The following is a 16,153-nucleotide window of genomic DNA, read 5'->3' as shown; positions in this document are numbered from 1 at the left end:
TGCCGAAAATCTATGCCGGCGCGAATCAGCTTCGGCGAAGCAAGGTTTCAGCCTCGCAGCATCTCGGCCACGAGGAACGCGAGTTCCAACGACTGTTGGGTGTTCAATCGGGGGTCGCACGCCGTCTCGTAGCGACCGCCGAGATCGAGGTCGGAGATGTCCTGCGCGCCGCCGAGGCACTCGGTGACGTTCTCACCGGTCAGCTCGACGTGGATGCCACCCGGATGCGTGCCGAGACCGTTGTGGACCTCGAAGAATCCCTGGACCTCGTCGACGATGCGGTCGAAGTGGCGCGTCTTGTACCCGGTGGAGGCTTCGTGGGTGTTGCCGTGCATCGGATCGCACTGCCAGATGACCTGGTGACCGGTGGCTTGGACCTTCTCGATGATCGCCGGCAGCAGGTCGCGGACCTTGCCGTTGCCCATGCGCGAGATCAGAGTCAGACGACCTGGCTTGTTGGTGGGGTCGAGACGCTCGACGTATTCCACCGCCATTTCCGGCGTCGTGCTCGGGCCGATCTTGAGGCCGATCGGGTTGGACACCAACTCGGCGAAGGCGATGTGCGCGCCGTCGAGCTGACGAGTGCGGTCACCGATCCAGAGGAAGTGAGCCGACAGGTCGTAGAGCTTGGGGTGATCGCTGTCGTTGTCGAGACGCAGCATCGCGCGCTCGTAGTCGAGAACCAGGGCCTCGTGGCTGGCAAAGATCTGTGCCTGGTGCAGGCTCGGATCGGTGACGCCACACGCGTTCATGAACTGCAGGCCGCGGTCGATCTCGGCTGCCAGTTGCTCGTAGCGTGCGCCCGCGGGAGACGCTGCGACGAATTCGCGGTTCCAATCGTGCACCTTGTGCAGGTCGGCCATGCCGGCGCCGGTGAGTGCGCGAACCAGGTTCATCGCGGCGCTGGCGTTGGCGTATGCACGCACCAGTCGCGAAGGATCGTGGGCGCGGACTGCCTCGTCGGCGACGAGCGAGTTGATCATGTCGCCGCGGTAGGACTTCAGACCCAACGAGTCGATGTCGGCCGAGCGCGGTTTGGCGTACTGGCCGGCGATGCGAGCGACCTTGACGACCGGCATCGAGGAACCGTAGGTGAGCACGACGGCCATCTGCAGCAACGTGCGGATGTTTCCCTTGATGTGCGGCTCGGTGTTGTCCGCGAAGGTCTCGGCGCAGTCACCGCCCTGGAGCAGAAATGCCTCACCACGCGCGACCTGCGCGAGACGCTCTTGCAGCGCCTCGACTTCGCTGGCCACCGTGATGGGAGGCACGCTCTCGAGCACAGTCCGCATGGCGGCCGCCTGGTCAGCGGGCCACGAGGGCTGCTGAGCAGCGGGCTTCGCGAGCGCCTCGTCGAGCTGCTTACGCAGTCCGGCAGGCAGCGGCGGGAGTTCGGGCAAGCGGTCGATCGGCACGTCGACAGTCCAGTTCACCTCTACAGGATATTCGCTCGCTCGTCGGCGCGTCACACAGGCTCTCGATCGCAGCCCAATCGGAACACTTCCCGCGCACCGAAACCGGGGTCAGCGAAGTGACCGTGCAGCCGAAATGGCGTCGAACTTCACGAGGTTGTGCCTGGCGTCGGCAAGTGCGTCGTGTGCGTCGGCGGGCGCCGACGGGAGGGCAGGACTGCCGTTGTCTTCCCAGAACTGTCGGAGTTCGCGGGTGTACCGCGGCATCGACTGCGGTAGTTCGGTCATATCGCCCCACAACTGGCACAGCGCGACGTGGTCGTAGGCGGCGACCCACGCCCAGAGCTCCGGAACCACCATCGGCCGCGGAACGAAGAATTTCAGAAGATCGTCGCGGATCTTCTCGCGTGATTTCCACAGCGGCGACGAAGGCTGCGGCAACTTCGGCAGCACGTTCTTGCGCACCCAACTACCGGCACGGGCGGGATCGAACTCCGTCGAGACAGCGTAATACTCTCGGCCGTCCTCACAGACAACGCCGATGGACACGAGATCGATGGTTCGACCGTCTTCGATGAATTCACAGTCGTAGAAGTAGCGCACGTCCGAAAACTATGCCGCACGCGCAGGCTCTGGAGCCAATGCGCGTGCGGCCGGTGTGGGAAATCTCTAGCTGGCTTGTGCGTCCGGGAGCGAATCCTTGTCGGACTTCGCGGATTCCTTCGACTCGGCCGAGGCCACGAGATCGACAACCGACTCGCCGCCTTCCGCCGGAACGTCGACGGCAGCTTCGGGTTTCGTGGGCGCCTGGTTCTTGAGGCTCGCCGCGTAGATGTCCACGTACTCCTGGCCGGAGAGTTTCATCAGCTTGTACATCACCTCGTCGGTCACAGCGCGCTCGACGAAGCGGTTTCCACCCATGCCTTCGAAGCGGGAGAAATCGATGGGTTCGCCGACGATCACGGTGACCTTGGCGGGACGCCACATCCGTGAGCCGATCGGATTCATCTTGTCGGTGCCGACCATCGCTACCGGGATCACCTTGACGCCCGATTCAAGTGCGAGGCGCGCCATTCCGGTCTTGCCCTTGTAGAGGCGACCGTCAGGCGAGCGCGTCCCCTCGGGGTAGATACCCAGCAGGCTGCCCGAACCGAGGACCTTGAGACCGGCGTTGAGTGCATCCTGCGCCGCGTCTGCACCGGTTCGGTCGATGGGGACCTGACCGACCGCGGTGAAGAACCACTTCTGGAAAGCGCCCTTCAGACCGGAACCGGTGAAGTACTCACTCTTGGCAAGGAACGTGATGCGGCGGTTGACGCGAAGCGGAAGGTAGAACGAGTCCAGAACCGCCTGGTGATTGCTGGCCAGAATGGCCGCCCCGTCAGTCGGAATGTTCTCGTGACCCTTGACCGTCGGACGCCCGAGCAGCCAGAGAATCGGCCCCAGCAACACATACTTGAAGAGCCAATACCACACGGCGTCCCTCCCATTCACAGCTGAATTTCGCTGAGTACGACCTTACTGCCGACCGGTAACCCCCGCTACACACGCCCCTGCAGGATCGACCCGATCACAGTCCGGCAGACGTGGTTCCAGCGCCGTCGACCCCACCGAGATCCTGAGGCACTACCGATCGGGCCAATGCGGCGGCGCCGACCATGCCCGCAGCTTCGCCCAGCTGAGCGGAACGGATGCGGGCCAGTGGGCGGTGCTTCGCCCCGGTCAACAATGTCGCGTACTGCTCGCGGGCGTCGTCGAGAAACAGTGGGGCAGAACTCGCGACGCCGCCGGCGATCACGACCAGATCGGGATCGTAGACGTCACCGACCATGGCCAGACCCACGGCCAGCCAACGGGTGAACTCGGCGATCGTTGCCAGCGCGAGTGGGTCACCGTCCTGCGCGGCGTTGGCGATCCGGCGACCGGTGAGCGAACCAGGATCCACCGCAACCTCACGCGCCAGGACCGTCGACGCGGCCGGGTCGGCGGCAAGCAGTTCGATTGCCGTGTCGACGAGCGCCGTTCCGCTGCAATAGCGCTCCCAACACCCACGTTTGCCACACGCGCACTGACGCCCGCCCGGAACGACCTGGATGTGGCCCAGTTCGGGGGCGACGCCGTGACTCCCCCGGTACAGCTCACCGTTGATCAGCAGCGCTCCACCGATTCCGGTCCCGATTGCCACCATCACGACATTGCGGCCACCTGCGGCCGCGCCGAATCGGTGCTCCGCGAACGCCGCTGCATTGGCGTCGTGTTCGAGAACGACCGGCAAGCCGAGCCGCTTGCTCAAGTCACTTCCGACCGGCGCGTCCACCCATGGCAAGTGCGGAGCGAACCGAACCGAGCTTCGATCGGAGGTGATGAAGCCGGCGACCGCCAACCCCACGGCCGATACCTCGTGCCTGGTGACCAATTCGCGCACGACGCGATCGAGACCGTCTTCGAGTGCCCTGGCCGACTGCGGGGTCGGGGCTTGAATCATCTCGAGCACTTGTCCGTCGACGTCCACGACGGAGGCCCTGATACTCGTCCCGCCGACGTCGATGCCGACCGTCAAGATGTCGTCCATGGTGGAGTCGGAGACCGCTTTCAAGCGGCGCGCGCTCATCGCGACGATTCCCGCGCGAGCGGCGTCCGCTGGAGTGCGCACCCTGAATCGGTGCCTCGTGCGTCGGTGACCATTGTGTCGATTGTGCTCATCTCGGGCCGTTCGCTCTACCCGGGGTACTGAGTCAGTCCTTGACCGTCACGTTGATCGGGACAAATGCCGCCGTGCGAGTTCGCTCCGCACCTGGCGTCGTCGGACCGCCGTCCGGTCCACGATCGGGACCTGACGGCCCCCCGAGAAACTCGTCGAGAATCTCACGAAGCAACGCAAGGAATGCTGCTGCTTGACCCGCGAGGAATGCCAACAGTTCGTGGTGCTCACCGCGAACCAGTGCGGCGAGGGCGCACACCGGGCACCAGCTGCAGCCGGTGAACACCGGCTGCGTGTCCGTGGACGCCGAGTCACTCGCAACGTCTGCCGTCGCTGCTGCGGCCTTCTGCAGCACCGGTTCCAGGCGCGTCAGAACGGTTTCCGCCAGCGCGCGAAACTCCGCGACGAGGCGCTCGTGCTCTTCGCTCATACCGGCCACACCGCGGGATCCGGGCTGAACCGGATGATCAGGTAACTGCCGTCCAACTCCGCCCCGTTCACGACACAACGACGCAGCACCGACGCCAAACGAACTCTGCGTCGTACGCCGTCTGCTCCCACCAGCACATCGTCCTCCACCCGGCCCAACGACAACGACGACGGATCCACGAGCGGAAGGTACATCCGCATCACGTACACCGAATCGACTCCGGTCCCGGACTCCAACGACACCACGATGTTGTCCGCGGTACCGACGGTGCCCGAATCCGTGCCCGTTCCACCCTCGAACGTGGCCGCGATCTCGCCCAGAGCGGCCAACCCTACCGGTTCGGCGCAAGCGCGTTCGACCGTTGTGACGGACATTCCATCGGTTGATCCACGCAGTTCGTCCACGACGAGTGCCTGAGCCGCCCGGATCGACGCGAGCCACTGCGCCGCCGGTGAATCGTCGACACCCTTCCCGGCGGACGAGTTGAACTGCGGGACAAGGTTGTTGACCACAATCCCGTCAACTCGCAACCCGGCCAGAGCCAGCCCGGACAACGTCCGACGAGTCGCCGCGACCGACACGCCGTCGGCCGACGTCACCACACGCACGCCGGTGTTCTCCCGATCCGAGAGGTGAACCGCGATCCGATCCACCGACGCGAGCACGCGTTCGACGACGGACACGAGCAGGAGCAGCCGCATGTCCGTACCTGTCACAGCGACCATCCGCCTGTGCCGCGGCCACAATCGCTCGAGATACTCCGACACCATCGACGGCGAGCCGAGTATCCGCAGCGCTTCGGCGGCGGCCGGACAGTCCACGATCACGAGGTCGTAGTCGCCGCTGTCCGAGAGGTCGACGATCTCGGCGAGCCCGAGGATGTCTTGGATGCCCAGGGATCCCGTCAACTCTTCCGGTTCCAAGCCCTCGAACGACGAACCGTGTTCGTGATCTCCCGCTCCGAAAGTTCCTGCAGCGTCGAGCAACCCCGACAATCCTCGGAACTTGTCCTCGAGGAGCGCTGACGTGTCGAGTTGCCGGACGTCGAGACGCTCGGTGAGAGATGTGGTCGTTCGCGGATTCGGCACGCCCAGGACGTCTGCAAGAGAACCTGCCTGATCGATCGACACGAGCAGCACTCTCGCCCCATCGGTCGCAGCCGACACAGCAGTCGCTGCGGCAAGCGTCGTCGTGCCTACTCCGCCTTTACCGACGAACAGTTGGACGCGCGATCGTTGCTCCGGCACTCAGCCCTCGACTCGCTTCTTCAGTTCCTTCAGAGCTGTGTCGGTGATGATCTTCTCGGCCTTGCGCTTGAACAGTCCGATCATCGGAATCGTCAGGTCGACCGTCAACTCGTAGGTGACCGACGTGGTGCCGTTCGGGCCGGGCTCGAGTGTGTACGAACCGAATTGGGACTTCTGAATCTCGCCCGAGATCAGCTCCCAACTAACCGCCATACCGTCCGGTGCCCACGAATACTGCAGTTCGTAGGTGTCCTTCACCATCCCCGCGTCGAGGACGAAACGTACTCGGTCCGCGCGGCCGCCCTGTCCCGGCGCCGTCACCTCGACGGACTTCGCCGCGGCCACCCACTCGGGGTACCGCTCGAAATCGGCGATGACGTCCATCACGGCGTCGGCAGGAGCGTCGATGCTGATCAACCCCTTGGTCTTCTCGGCCATACGACTGCGCTACCTTCCTTCGTCAAAACTCCAGAACCTGCACAACGTGCAGTGCTTCGATTATCAGTCCGGTGCTACTCCGGCGGCACGTCCCGCTTCGAGTTCGCGTTTGAGCTGGAACGACATGACCTTGCCATCGACCCGACGCTTGCGGTTCATCCCGGCGAGGTCGAGGGTCGCCAGATCGGACGGCGATACGCCGACCGGCTCACAGTGCAGGAAGTAGTGCGCGATCGTCCCGTCCATGACCGGTTCGAGCCACACCTCCATGGTGCCGACCAGCTGACCTGACACTCCCCAACGGAATCCTGCGGGACCGCGATCTTCCCGGACTTCGAGCTCGAGATCACTGAACCAGCGACGCCACTGCGCGCGCGAGGACAACAGTTCGGCGACCCGCTCGGGCGGGGCGGCGATGAAAGTCTGGTCTGCGACCTGAATGCTGCTCACCGAAGTAGCTTCACATATCGCGTCCGCGAAGCGTCGAGGGGTGTCGCAACACTACATACCGGACAGACTGTAAGCCTGGCCACAACTGCGTCGGACATGCGACTACAGTAGGAGACGAAAACCCTACTCGTCAGTATTTCGCAGTGTCGGAGGTATTTCGTGCCTGAGTTCAGCGCACCCCAGACGTTCACCATTCCCGAGGATGCCTCCGCGGTCGACTCGGTCTTCGCCTTCGCGAAGACGAAGCCGGCGGCGGTTGTCTACAAGCGCAAAGTCGGAAATGCATGGGTCGATGTCACTGCAGGCGATTTCGCCGCTCAGGTGACTGCCGTCGCCAAGGGCCTCATCGCGATCGGCGTCAAGCAGGGCGACCGCGTCGGCCTCATGTCGGCGACGCGTTTCGAATGGCCGCTCGTCGACTACGCCATCTGGGCAGCCGGTGGCGTGACGGTTCCGATCTACGAAACCTCCGCAGCCGAGCAGGTTCGCTGGATTCTCGAGGACTCCGAAGCAATCGACCTCATCGTCGAGAACGACACTCACGCCGCGACCGTGAAGGACGTCGCTGCAGCCGCCCCCGCGCTGCGCACGGTCTACCAGATCGATGCCGCGGCGGGCGGTAAGGGTGTCGTCGAGGAATTGACCGCACTGGGCGCCGACATCTCCGACGAGGACGTCCACGCCCGCGTCGCGGCACTGAAGGCATCCGATCCCGCGACCCTGATCTACACGTCGGGCACCACGGGCCGACCCAAGGGCTGCCAGCTGACGCACTCCAACCTGATTGCCGAGTCGAAGGGCATCCTCGACTCCAACCTCGGCACGCTGCTCAAGACTCCTGGCGTCCGCACGCTGATGTTCTTGCCGCTCGCGCACGTTCTCGCTCGCGCAGTCAGCATCGCGTCGTTCGACGCCGGTGCAGCGCTGGGGCACACGAGTGACATCCCGAACCTCGTTCCGACGTTCGGCGAGTTCAAGCCCGACTTCATCCTCTCGGTGCCGCGCGTGTTCGAGAAGGTCTACAACAGCGCACGCGCCAAGGCGCACGGCGACGGCAAGGGAAAGATCTTCGACGCGGCCGCAGACACCGCCGTCGCGTGGAGCGAGGCGCAGGACAAGGGCGGCGCCGGCATCGTTCTCAAGGCCAAGCACGCTCTCTTCGACAAGCTCGTGTACTCGAAGCTGCGCGCAGCGCTCGGCGGGCAGTGCCAGCTGGCCATTTCCGGTGGTGCACCTCTGGGCGCTCGACTCGGCCACTTCTTCCGCGGTATCGGCGTCACGATCTACGAGGGCTACGGACTGACCGAAACCACCGCGGCCTTCGCCGTCAACACCATCGGCGCACAGAAGGTCGGCTCTGTCGGAAAGCCGTTGGCCGGCAACTCCGTTCGTATCGCAGAAGACGGCGAAATCCTCCTCTCGGGACCGGTGGTCTTCACCGGCTACTGGCGCAACGAGAAGGCCACCGCCGAGTCGATCGAGAACGGCTGGTTCCACACCGGCGACCTCGGCACCGTCGACAAGGACGGCTACATCACCATCACCGGCCGCAAGAAGGAAATCATCGTCACGGCAGGCGGCAAGAACGTCTCCCCCGCTCAGCTCGAGGATTCCCTTCGCGCGCACCCGCTGATCAGCCAGGCCATCGTGGTCGGCGACCAGAAGCCTTTCATCGGCGCCCTCATCACCATCGACGCCGAAGCTCTCCCCGCCTGGAACGAGCGCAACAACAAGGCCGCAGGAACCACAGCGGCCGACCTGGTTTCGGACGGCGAACTGGTCGGCGAAATCCAGGACGCCATCGACGAGGCCAACAAGCTCGTCTCACACGCCGAGGCGATCAAGAAGTTCCGCATTCTTCCGGTCGACTTCTCCGAGGACACAGGCGAACTCACGCCCACGATGAAGCTCAAGCGCAACGTCGTGCACGAGAGCTTTGCCGCCGACATCGAAAAGATCTACGCCAAGTAGTCTTTCGCCGATCAGTCCTCTGCCGACACGAACGTGCCGACATGAACGGCCCGCACCGAATTCGGTGCGGGCCGTTCGCGTTCGAGTCCCGTTTGCTCAGCCGAGGAGATTACGCAGTTTCGAAGCGAGCGTGTCCCACTTCCAGTCTTCGGCAACCCATGCCCGGCCGGCTGCTCCCATCGCGGCCGCGCGATCACGATCGGACAGCACCTCGATCACGGATTCGGCGACGTCGCGAACAGAGGTGCCGTCGACCACGAGCCCGGTCTTGTTCTGCTGCACCGTTTCCGGAGCGCCACCGCTGCGCCCGGCGATGACCGGCACACCGGTAGCCGAGGCCTCGAGGTAGACGATTCCCAGTCCTTCGACGTCCAATCCGGCGCCTCGGGTACGGCACGGCATGGCGAACACGTCGGCGATCGTGTGGTGCGCCGCCAACTCTGCGGCGGGCACCGTGCCCGTGAAGACGACGTGATCGTCCATCCCGGTCTTACGCGCCAATTGGCGGAGATGGTCCTCGTACGGCCCACCTCCGACGATCACCAGTACCGCCCCGTCAATGCTCTTGCGTACGGTCGGCAGCGCCTTGATGAGCATGTCCTGCCCCTTGCGTGGCACGAGCCGCGACAGGCACAGGATCGTGGGCCGCTCGCCCAGCCCGTATCGCTTACGCAGTTCCGCGCGGGCGACCGAGTCCGGGTGGAACACTGACGTGTCCACTCCGGAAGGAAGGTGCTCGAGCGCCGCTTGCGGGCCGAAGGCCGCCGAGAACCGCCCACGGGTGTATTTGCTGACGAACGTCACCGCATCGGTGTGGTCACCGATCACACGCAACGACTGCCGCGCACCGGGAATCATCGACCATCCGACCTCGTGGCCGTGAGTACTCGCGATCACTCGGCTCGCTCCGGCACGTCGAACAACCGGCGCCAACAACGCCAACGGCGCTGCCGCACCGAACCAGACCGACTCGCAGTCGTGCTTCTTGACCAACTTCGCGGCTCGACGAGCGACAAAAGGCGACGGCAGCATCAGCGTCGTCGGGTGCCGAACGACCTCGAAAGGCTGTGCCGCATCGAACTTCTTGTGCGAGTCGCCCCGCCAGCGCGGTGCGTACACCACCAACTTGTCCGGCGGCAGATGCCCGGCGAACGTGTGGAGATAGGACTGGATACCTCCGGGGCGAGGAGGAAAATCGTTGGTCACCAAGAGGGTCCGGCGCATCCGTCCACCGTAGGGCACTCGGTGCTTCAAACGTGCGAAGGGCACCTCACCGCTGCAATCGACCCAGCCGCGAACTACTCAGCCCAGATGGCTGTTGGTCCAGTCGACCCATCCGGCTCGCAGTTCCTCGGTTCCGACGCCAACGACCGCTCGGATCCGCGAATCGAGGTCTTCGGCCGTCATCTTTCCGGAGGCGAGAGCGCGAAAGAGGTCGGTCAGCTTTGCTTCTCCGAATCGATCGGCGATATACGCGTTGATCGACCACGCCGATTCGTACGCCAGTGAACTCACGACCGGTACACCGCTGAACTGCGTGTCGTCCGGAAACTCGGTCGGAGTATCGCCGGAGCGTACCGCTGCCGCCAGAGTCGGCGCGATCTCACCCCAGGCCCGCGAGGATCCACGGTTTCCCGCGTATTCGGCAAACCCTTCCAATACCCACATCGGCGACCCGTCACGGGTTTTCGATCGGGCGGCTATGTGCATCAGTTCGTGGCGCAACACCGTTCGCCTGGTGATGTCGGTCAACCTCGAAGCCGCGGCAGGCGAGAAGACCACCCGCTGGCCACTCACGTCGGAAGACCCGTCCGCCGTCGCATCCGCGACCGACACTGCAGCAATCGAAGCGCCGTCGTGATGGGAGCCGACCAGTGCGGTGAATTCCTCAGCGGACCCCGCCACCATGAGCACCGCGCGCTCGGACCACCACGGCCCCCACAACTGCGTCGTGTTCTCGATGGCTGAGTCCACATCGGCAGCCAAAGCGTCGACGAACGCCTGCTGACCCGGGTGGCCGATCACCAGCGCGTTACCCGCAGAATTCTCGGCGACGGCAAGCGGGCCGAAGTCCCAGGGGCCGTTCCAGGATTCGCCCGCCGTTCGGGCGCCGTCCAGTCCGACGATCGACCCGTCCGCAAGAACCGACCACTGATCGCCGCGTTTCGCGAGCGTCATGGACACTGCCTTGCGCGTGGGCAATGCGTCGACGCCGTCGAGGGCGTACCGCAACAAAACTTGCGCATTCCATACTTCGACGTCTCCGCCCGGCGCACCGGTTCGCGGCGCCGGAGTCAGGCCGCCGCTGGGAATCTCGTATCCCCAGTCGGAGAATTCAAGCGCTCCCGCAGCAGTGGCTCGTCGAACTTCCGCCTCGAGCACACCGGGTGCGGCGGCACTGTCGACGAACTTCGCCAACCCCGACGGATCGTCGGACATCTGAGCCGCGGCCCATGCATCGAGAAAGCTCTGGACTTGAGCGCTGCGTTCCGCGTCCTGTTCGGCGGCGGCATTCTCGTCGGAATCGGACCTGTTCGTCAGGAAGATCGTCAGGCCCAGAACGAGCACCACGGCTACACCGAGCGCCACGAGGGCCGGATACTCCCAACGGCGTGGTCGATCTGCGCCGACGTCGGGCGTCGTCATCGGTTCAGTCGGCACGGTGCCGAGTGTAGGAGAACTCGACTCGACGCTTCACGGCGGCTGGCCACACGCCGCTCGGGCGCAGCAAGCCGTCAGTAACGACGCGCAGTGGAGAACTCCATGCCTGCCATCGACTGGACCTTCACCGGTACGCCGAACGTCGACGCATGCAGAATGTTTCCGTCGCCGGCGTAGATGCCGACATGCGAGTTGTCGCTGTAGAAAGTCACGACGTCGCCGGGCTGTAGTTGGTCCCTCGACACCGGTACACCGCCCTGCGCCTGCGCTTGGCTCGATCGCGGCAGAGTCTTTCCGATCTGCTTGTAGGCCCACACCACCAGACCTGAGCAGTCGAACTCGTTCGGGCCGGTCGCGCCCCAGACGTACGGGTCACCGATCCGCGTGAGGCCTGCCTGCAGAGCAGCAGCACCCGAGCCAGGGGTCAAGTTAGCCAGAATTTTGCTGAGATCGACGTCCGGCGGGAAAGGCGTACCGCTCAGTTGGTTACGTTCGTCGTCGGTGAGATTCTGGAAGGCTTTGGTCACGTCGGCGATCTGCGTCTGCAGTTCACTCTGCTTACGCTGCAAATCGTCACTGAGTGCGCGGGCTTGATCGGCGGCGGTTCGCGCTTCTTCGGCCGATCGCTTCGATGCTTCCGAGGCGGCACGCGCATCGGCAGTGGCTTGGTTGAACTGAGAGACCTGTACTGCCGCGTCGTTGGAAATCACGTCGAGCGCAGACATCTGGTCGAGCAACTGCTGCGGCGAGTCGCTCACCATCAACGCAAAGAGGCGATTGGTTCGCGCACCCTGGTAATTCGCTGTGGCAATACGGTTTACCGCCGGAGCGAACTCGGCGACGCGCACCGAAGCCGCGTCGAGAAGACCCTGATCGGCTGCCGATCGCACGTCCGCATCATTCGCGACTGCCAGCTTCGCGTCGAGGTCGATCTGCGCGTTGTGCAGCGCTTCGTTGGTCTGCTCGGAAACCCGGGAGAGTTCACCGAGCTTGTCGAGCGCCTCGGTGGGGTTGGTGATGACGGGGTCGGCACCGGCCTGCATCGAAGGCCCTGCAACGAGTCCGAACGCCAGCACTCCCACTGTCAATGCGGCCCGTACTCGACTGTTGTTTTTCGATGAAACCACGGAATGCAACTCTCCGTCTCGGTGAAGCGACGTCGACCGGGACCGGTCGACGATCTGTTAGCTGGCTGTCAACTATCCACAGTACCTGTCTCGGCCGCGCAATGTCTCGATAAGGTTACGGAACGGCATACGTTTGTGTCTACTCGCCGGTAGGCGTGTCGGGGTGAAGTACCGGGCGAATTGTCGCGAAACGAAAATGTGGGCCCCGAATCGAAGATTCGAGGCCCACATTCGAAGATCCGGAGCTCCCCCGAGCTCCGCCGCATCACAGCGGCGGATCGTTCCGACTGCCTACCGGAGACAGCCGTCGAGCGTGTTCAGAAATCAGTAACGGCGAGCGCCGTCGTACGGCATCGAGGACACCGGAGCGAGCTTCACGGGCTGACCAGCGGTCGACGCGTGGATGACATTGCCGTTACCGGCGTAGATGCCCGAATGCGATCCGCCGTAGAAGGAGATCACGTCGCCGACCTGAAGATCGGACTGTGCGACGGCAACGCCGGCTGCAGCCTGGTCGTAGCTCGTGCGAGGCAGGTTGAGACCGGCCTGCTTGTATGCCCACTGAACGAGACCGGAGCAGTCGAATGCGTCCGGGCCGGCTGCGCCGTACACGTACGGGGAGCCCAGCTTGCTCTCTGCGGCGCGAACTGCCTGCTCACCAACACTGGAGATGGGAGCGGCCGGTGCAGCCGGTGCGATGTCGGTGATGCCCGGAATGACCGGCAACTGAGGAATAGAAACGCCCGGAACCTCGAATGTGCCGACGCCGGGGATGGTGATGGGGTCTGCCGAGGCAGGTGCAGCGGTTGCAGCGAATGCTCCGACTGCGAGCGCGCCGGCTACTGCCAACTGCGCTGAACGCTTGAAACTCTGTGACGCCACTTAAGGGGTGCTCCATTTCTTCCATTCATCCGCCGACCGAGTTAGCTGACGGGTTCGGGCTGGGAAGATCAGCCCTACCCGCGTGGTCTGCAGCGATCCTGCGTGCTGCACCCCAGGCGGGATTCACCCCAGTGGAAACTTGGGTTCCCGGTTCGGGTTCCTCGCGGAGATCCCGATTAGGCGGTTCCTGACGATGCCGGTCCTGTTTGGTCCGGCAAGACTTCGTTAGGTCTCAGGAAGGTTACGAAATGATCGCGACGATGTCGACCGCTTCGTGACAATCGCGCCCGATTCGCCGGAAATCGTGGTGCCGCGCCCGCGATACGCCCGACGGGTCACGGGGAGATAACAACAGGTCGGTTCGGCGACCCACTCCAGGCCGTCAAACACGCGCCCGCTACCCACTGCCAAGGCTCACCAAACCCGACAATCCGATCTTCCATGCAGTTCAACGATGATTACTTGAAACTAGAACCTGTTCCGGTCACGGACGCGGTTTCAGCCATCGACAGACGCACCGAAGACCCCTCGACTCGCCCTACTCACAAGTAGGCGCGCGTCCACATTCGCGAGTTCCCACCGCAAGTGTGATCCTCGTCTCTCCTACTTTTGTCGGGCGTTCATCCACCGATTTCGCAATGGAAGTCCGTGCGGGTCGGATTCCGTGTCTGCACTCTCGAATTCGTGTCGGGGGGTACTTCTACTGTCTGCGGTGTGAGTCCCGCCTCGGCCCGAGAATTTCCGTCTCCGCCCCCGTTCTCCGACGGGGAGAAGTTCGACGTCGGGCGGCAACTGAGCTTCGACGAACTGGACACACCGCTGAGCGAGACAACATTTGTCGTCGTCGACCTCGAGACCACAGGGGGCAGCGCCGACCAGGACTCCATCACCGAGATCGGCGCCGTCAAGATCCGCGGCGGCGAGGTACTGGGCGAAATGGCAACACTCGTCGACCCCGGCCGGTCGATTCCGCCCTACATAGTCGAACTGACCGGAATCACCACGGCCATGCTGATCGGCGCACCTCCCATCGAACGTGTCCTGCCTGCATTTCTCGAGTTCGCCGAGGGCGCGGTGCTGGTGGCACACAACGCGCCGTTCGACATCGGTTTCCTCAAAGCAGCGGCGTCACGCAGCGCGCGCCCGTGGCCCGCGTTCCGTGTCCTGTGCACCGTCAAACTCGCCCGGCGCGTACTCACACGCGACGAGGCACCTTCGGTGAAGCTCTCCGCACTCGCCCATCTCTTCCAAGTGACCACCCAGCCGACGCACCGGGCTCTCGACGACGCGCGTGCGACCGTCGACGTCCTCCACGGACTGATCGACAGGGTCGGAAACCAGGGTGTCCACAGTTACAGCGAACTAGTCGACTACCTGCCCAACATTTCCTCGCATCAACGGGCCAAACGGTCCTTCGCCGCAAACCTGCCGCGAAGCCCCGGTGTCTACCTTTTCCGCGGTCCTTCCGACGAAGCCCTCTACATAGGAACTGCTACCGACCTTCGACGCCGCGTCCGCAACTACTTCACCGGTTCGGAGACCCGCGGCCGGATGAAGGAAATGGTCGCGCTGGCCACCCGCGTGGACCATGTCGACTGCGCGCACGCTCTCGAGGCCGGGGTGCGTGAACTACGACTGCTGAGCGCGCATGCGCCGCCGTACAACCGTCGCTCCAAGTTTCCCAAGCGAGGTTGGTGGATCACCCTCACCGACGAGGCGTTTCCGAGACTGTCCGTGGTTCGCACGCCCACGGCCGATTCGATCGGCCCGTTCACCTCTCGCGGCGACGCAGTCGACGTCGCCGACACCGTCGCAGAGTTCAGTCGTCTGCGCACGTGTACCAAGCGTCTCGGACGCGGCGCCGTTCACGGCCCTGACTGCCCCGCTCGCGAACTGGGGGCGTGTCCAGCCTCCTGGACCCCGGAAATCAACGCAGAGGACTACGCGGCCGCCCCTGAGGCCGTGCGTGGATTCTTCCGAGGAACCAACGACGCTCCCCTCCAACAGATGCAGGCCCGGATCGACGAGCTGTCCGCACACGCGTTGTTCGAGAATGCTGCTCGTCTGCGTGACCGAACGGTCGCAGTCGCCACCGCAGTGCGGCGCACTCAGCGACTCGCTGCAGTCGCGGCGATCGAACAACTCGTTCTCGCCCGCCCCACCGGAGACGGCGGCTGGGAGCTGTCGGTGATCCGGTCCGGGCGTCTCGCGTCCGCCGGGCTCGCCAGACGTGGGACTCACCCGATGCCCGTCGTCGACGCCATCACCGCGGCGGCCGAAACCGTCCTACCGGACGACGCCCCGTTCCGCGGCGCGTCACCCGAAGAACTGGGACTGATCGCAAGGTGGCTCTCGTCGGACGGTGTCCGAATCGTGTCGGCGACATCCGGATACGTCGAACCTGTGAGCGGTGCCGGCAAGTGGGAAGCCTGGTGCCGACTCGCCCGAGCCGGAACCGAATCCGAACATCGATGACGTAACGGCGGGGCGGCACCCCTAAGCTCGATCGAAACCACCGGGTCATCACAACCCGCAGGGAAATCGAGGAGAGAAATGATCAACGCCATCGTCATGATTCACGCCGAGTCCGCTCGGATCCCGGAAACCGCGCAGGCCGTCGCCGACCTGTCCGGAGTGACCGAGGTCTACTCGTGCGCAGGTGACGTCGATTTGATCGCCATCGTGAAAGTGCGTGACCACGCCCAGATCGCCGACGTGGTCACCGGAGGAATCAACAAGGTGCCCGGCGTTCTCCGAACCGCCACACACATTGCGTTCCAGTCATTCTCCAGCGCAGACGTCGAGGCCGGTTTCTCGCTGGGTGAATAGCCCCT

At 64.1% G+C, this 16,153-nt stretch carries 15 protein-coding genes and 1 riboswitch; of the genes, 3 read left to right on the top strand and 12 right to left on the bottom strand.

What is annotated here, in order from left to right; all coding sequences use genetic code 11:
• Positions 1-47: 47 nt before the first annotated feature.
• The 8 genes from G4D79_RS17620 to G4D79_RS17585 form a co-directional block, all read right to left on the bottom strand.
• Positions 48-1,433 (bottom strand): class II 3-deoxy-7-phosphoheptulonate synthase, encoded by a 1,386-nt coding sequence (locus tag G4D79_RS17620; RefSeq protein ID WP_007730070.1) that lies wholly within the window; start codon positions 1,431-1,433, stop codon positions 48-50.
• A 90-nt stretch (positions 1,434-1,523) separates the two neighbouring features.
• A complete protein-coding gene (locus G4D79_RS17615; RefSeq protein WP_003941683.1) occupies positions 1,524-2,015 on the bottom strand; it encodes a polyadenylate-specific 3'-exoribonuclease AS in 492 nt (163 codons plus the stop codon).
• 66 nt (positions 2,016-2,081) lie between these two features.
• Positions 2,082-2,888, bottom strand: a complete 807-nt coding sequence (locus G4D79_RS17610; protein WP_003941692.1) for a 1-acyl-sn-glycerol-3-phosphate acyltransferase — start codon at positions 2,886-2,888, stop codon at positions 2,082-2,084.
• Positions 2,889-2,982: 94 nt separating this feature from the next.
• The gene (locus tag G4D79_RS17605; RefSeq protein ID WP_020969875.1) at positions 2,983-4,023 is read right to left on the bottom strand and encodes an ROK family protein; all 1,041 of its coding nucleotides are present in this window, start codon (positions 4,021-4,023) and stop codon (positions 2,983-2,985) included.
• Between the two features lie 124 nt (positions 4,024-4,147).
• A complete protein-coding gene (locus G4D79_RS17600; protein WP_042453569.1) occupies positions 4,148-4,543 on the bottom strand; it encodes a hypothetical protein in 396 nt (131 codons plus the stop codon).
• Entirely contained in the window at positions 4,540-5,790 is a 1,251-nt protein-coding gene (locus tag G4D79_RS17595) for an ArsA family ATPase (RefSeq protein WP_099697646.1), read from the bottom strand. The genes G4D79_RS17600 and G4D79_RS17595 overlap by 4 nt, the downstream gene beginning before the upstream one ends.
• The gene (locus G4D79_RS17590; RefSeq protein WP_003941701.1) at positions 5,791-6,228 is read right to left on the bottom strand and encodes an SRPBCC family protein; all 438 of its coding nucleotides are present in this window, start codon (positions 6,226-6,228) and stop codon (positions 5,791-5,793) included.
• A gap of 63 nt (positions 6,229-6,291) precedes the next feature.
• The gene (locus G4D79_RS17585; RefSeq protein ID WP_003941776.1) at positions 6,292-6,678 is read right to left on the bottom strand and encodes a hypothetical protein; all 387 of its coding nucleotides are present in this window, start codon (positions 6,676-6,678) and stop codon (positions 6,292-6,294) included.
• Between the two features lie 159 nt (positions 6,679-6,837).
• On the opposite strand from G4D79_RS17585, the gene G4D79_RS17580 reads away from it, so the two are divergent.
• Positions 6,838-8,649: a long-chain fatty acid--CoA ligase gene (locus tag G4D79_RS17580; protein WP_047887999.1), complete on the top strand. Its 1,812-nt coding sequence runs from the start codon at positions 6,838-6,840 to the stop codon at positions 8,647-8,649.
• A 96-nt stretch (positions 8,650-8,745) separates the two neighbouring features.
• Here G4D79_RS17580 and G4D79_RS17575 read toward each other — a convergent pair whose 3' ends face one another.
• The 4 genes from G4D79_RS17575 to G4D79_RS17560 all read right to left on the bottom strand — a co-directional run bounded on the left by G4D79_RS17575 (position 8,746) and on the right by G4D79_RS17560 (position 13,319).
• The gene (locus tag G4D79_RS17575; protein ID WP_003941734.1) at positions 8,746-9,873 is read right to left on the bottom strand and encodes a glycosyltransferase family 4 protein; all 1,128 of its coding nucleotides are present in this window, start codon (positions 9,871-9,873) and stop codon (positions 8,746-8,748) included.
• Between the two features lie 78 nt (positions 9,874-9,951).
• Positions 9,952-11,310 (bottom strand): peptidase MA family metallohydrolase, encoded by a 1,359-nt coding sequence (locus G4D79_RS17570; RefSeq protein ID WP_223304499.1) that lies wholly within the window; start codon positions 11,308-11,310, stop codon positions 9,952-9,954.
• Positions 11,311-11,384: 74 nt separating this feature from the next.
• Positions 11,385-12,437: a C40 family peptidase gene (locus tag G4D79_RS17565; RefSeq protein WP_099697645.1), complete on the bottom strand. Its 1,053-nt coding sequence runs from the start codon at positions 12,435-12,437 to the stop codon at positions 11,385-11,387.
• 324 nt (positions 12,438-12,761) lie between these two features.
• On the bottom strand, positions 12,762-13,319 hold the full coding sequence (locus tag G4D79_RS17560; protein WP_003941754.1) for a C40 family peptidase: 558 nt from the start codon (positions 13,317-13,319) through the stop codon (positions 12,762-12,764).
• A gap of 14 nt (positions 13,320-13,333) precedes the next feature.
• A riboswitch (cyclic di-AMP (ydaO/yuaA leader) is annotated at positions 13,334-13,512 on the bottom strand.
• Between the two features lie 599 nt (positions 13,513-14,111).
• Between G4D79_RS17560 and G4D79_RS17555 the strand changes: the two genes are divergently transcribed.
• Together G4D79_RS17555 and G4D79_RS17550 are read left to right on the top strand one after the other, a co-directional pair.
• Positions 14,112-15,794, top strand: coding sequence for a DEDD exonuclease domain-containing protein (locus tag G4D79_RS17555; protein ID WP_250887874.1), 1,683 nt, complete (start codon positions 14,112-14,114; stop codon positions 15,792-15,794).
• A 78-nt stretch (positions 15,795-15,872) separates the two neighbouring features.
• Positions 15,873-16,148 (top strand): Lrp/AsnC family transcriptional regulator, encoded by a 276-nt coding sequence (locus tag G4D79_RS17550; protein WP_003941677.1) that lies wholly within the window; start codon positions 15,873-15,875, stop codon positions 16,146-16,148.
• Positions 16,149-16,153: the final 5 nt, after the last annotated feature.

The sequence above is a fragment of the Rhodococcus sp. WY5 genome (genome assembly GCF_018588185.1).
In the GTDB taxonomy this organism is placed as follows: Bacteria; Actinomycetota; Actinomycetes; order Mycobacteriales; family Mycobacteriaceae; genus Rhodococcus_F; species Rhodococcus_F qingshengii.
The sequence above is the reverse complement of the archived record's forward strand: the minus strand, read 5'-3'. Positions and strand labels throughout refer to the sequence as shown.

Coding starts and splice junctions, on each gene's coding strand:
- G4D79_RS17600 (WP_042453569.1), bottom strand. CDS start 4,543: ATGAGCGAAGAGCACGAGCGCCTCGTCGCGGAGTTTCGCGCGCTGGCG.
- G4D79_RS17605 (WP_020969875.1), bottom strand. CDS start 4,023: ATGAGCGCGCGCCGCTTGAAAGCGGTCTCCGACTCCACCATGGACGAC.
- G4D79_RS17550 (WP_003941677.1), top strand. CDS start 15,873: ATGATCAACGCCATCGTCATGATTCACGCCGAGTCCGCTCGGATCCCG.
- G4D79_RS17590 (WP_003941701.1), bottom strand. CDS start 6,228: ATGGCCGAGAAGACCAAGGGGTTGATCAGCATCGACGCTCCTGCCGAC.
- G4D79_RS17575 (WP_003941734.1), bottom strand. CDS start 9,873: ATGCGCCGGACCCTCTTGGTGACCAACGATTTTCCTCCTCGCCCCGGA.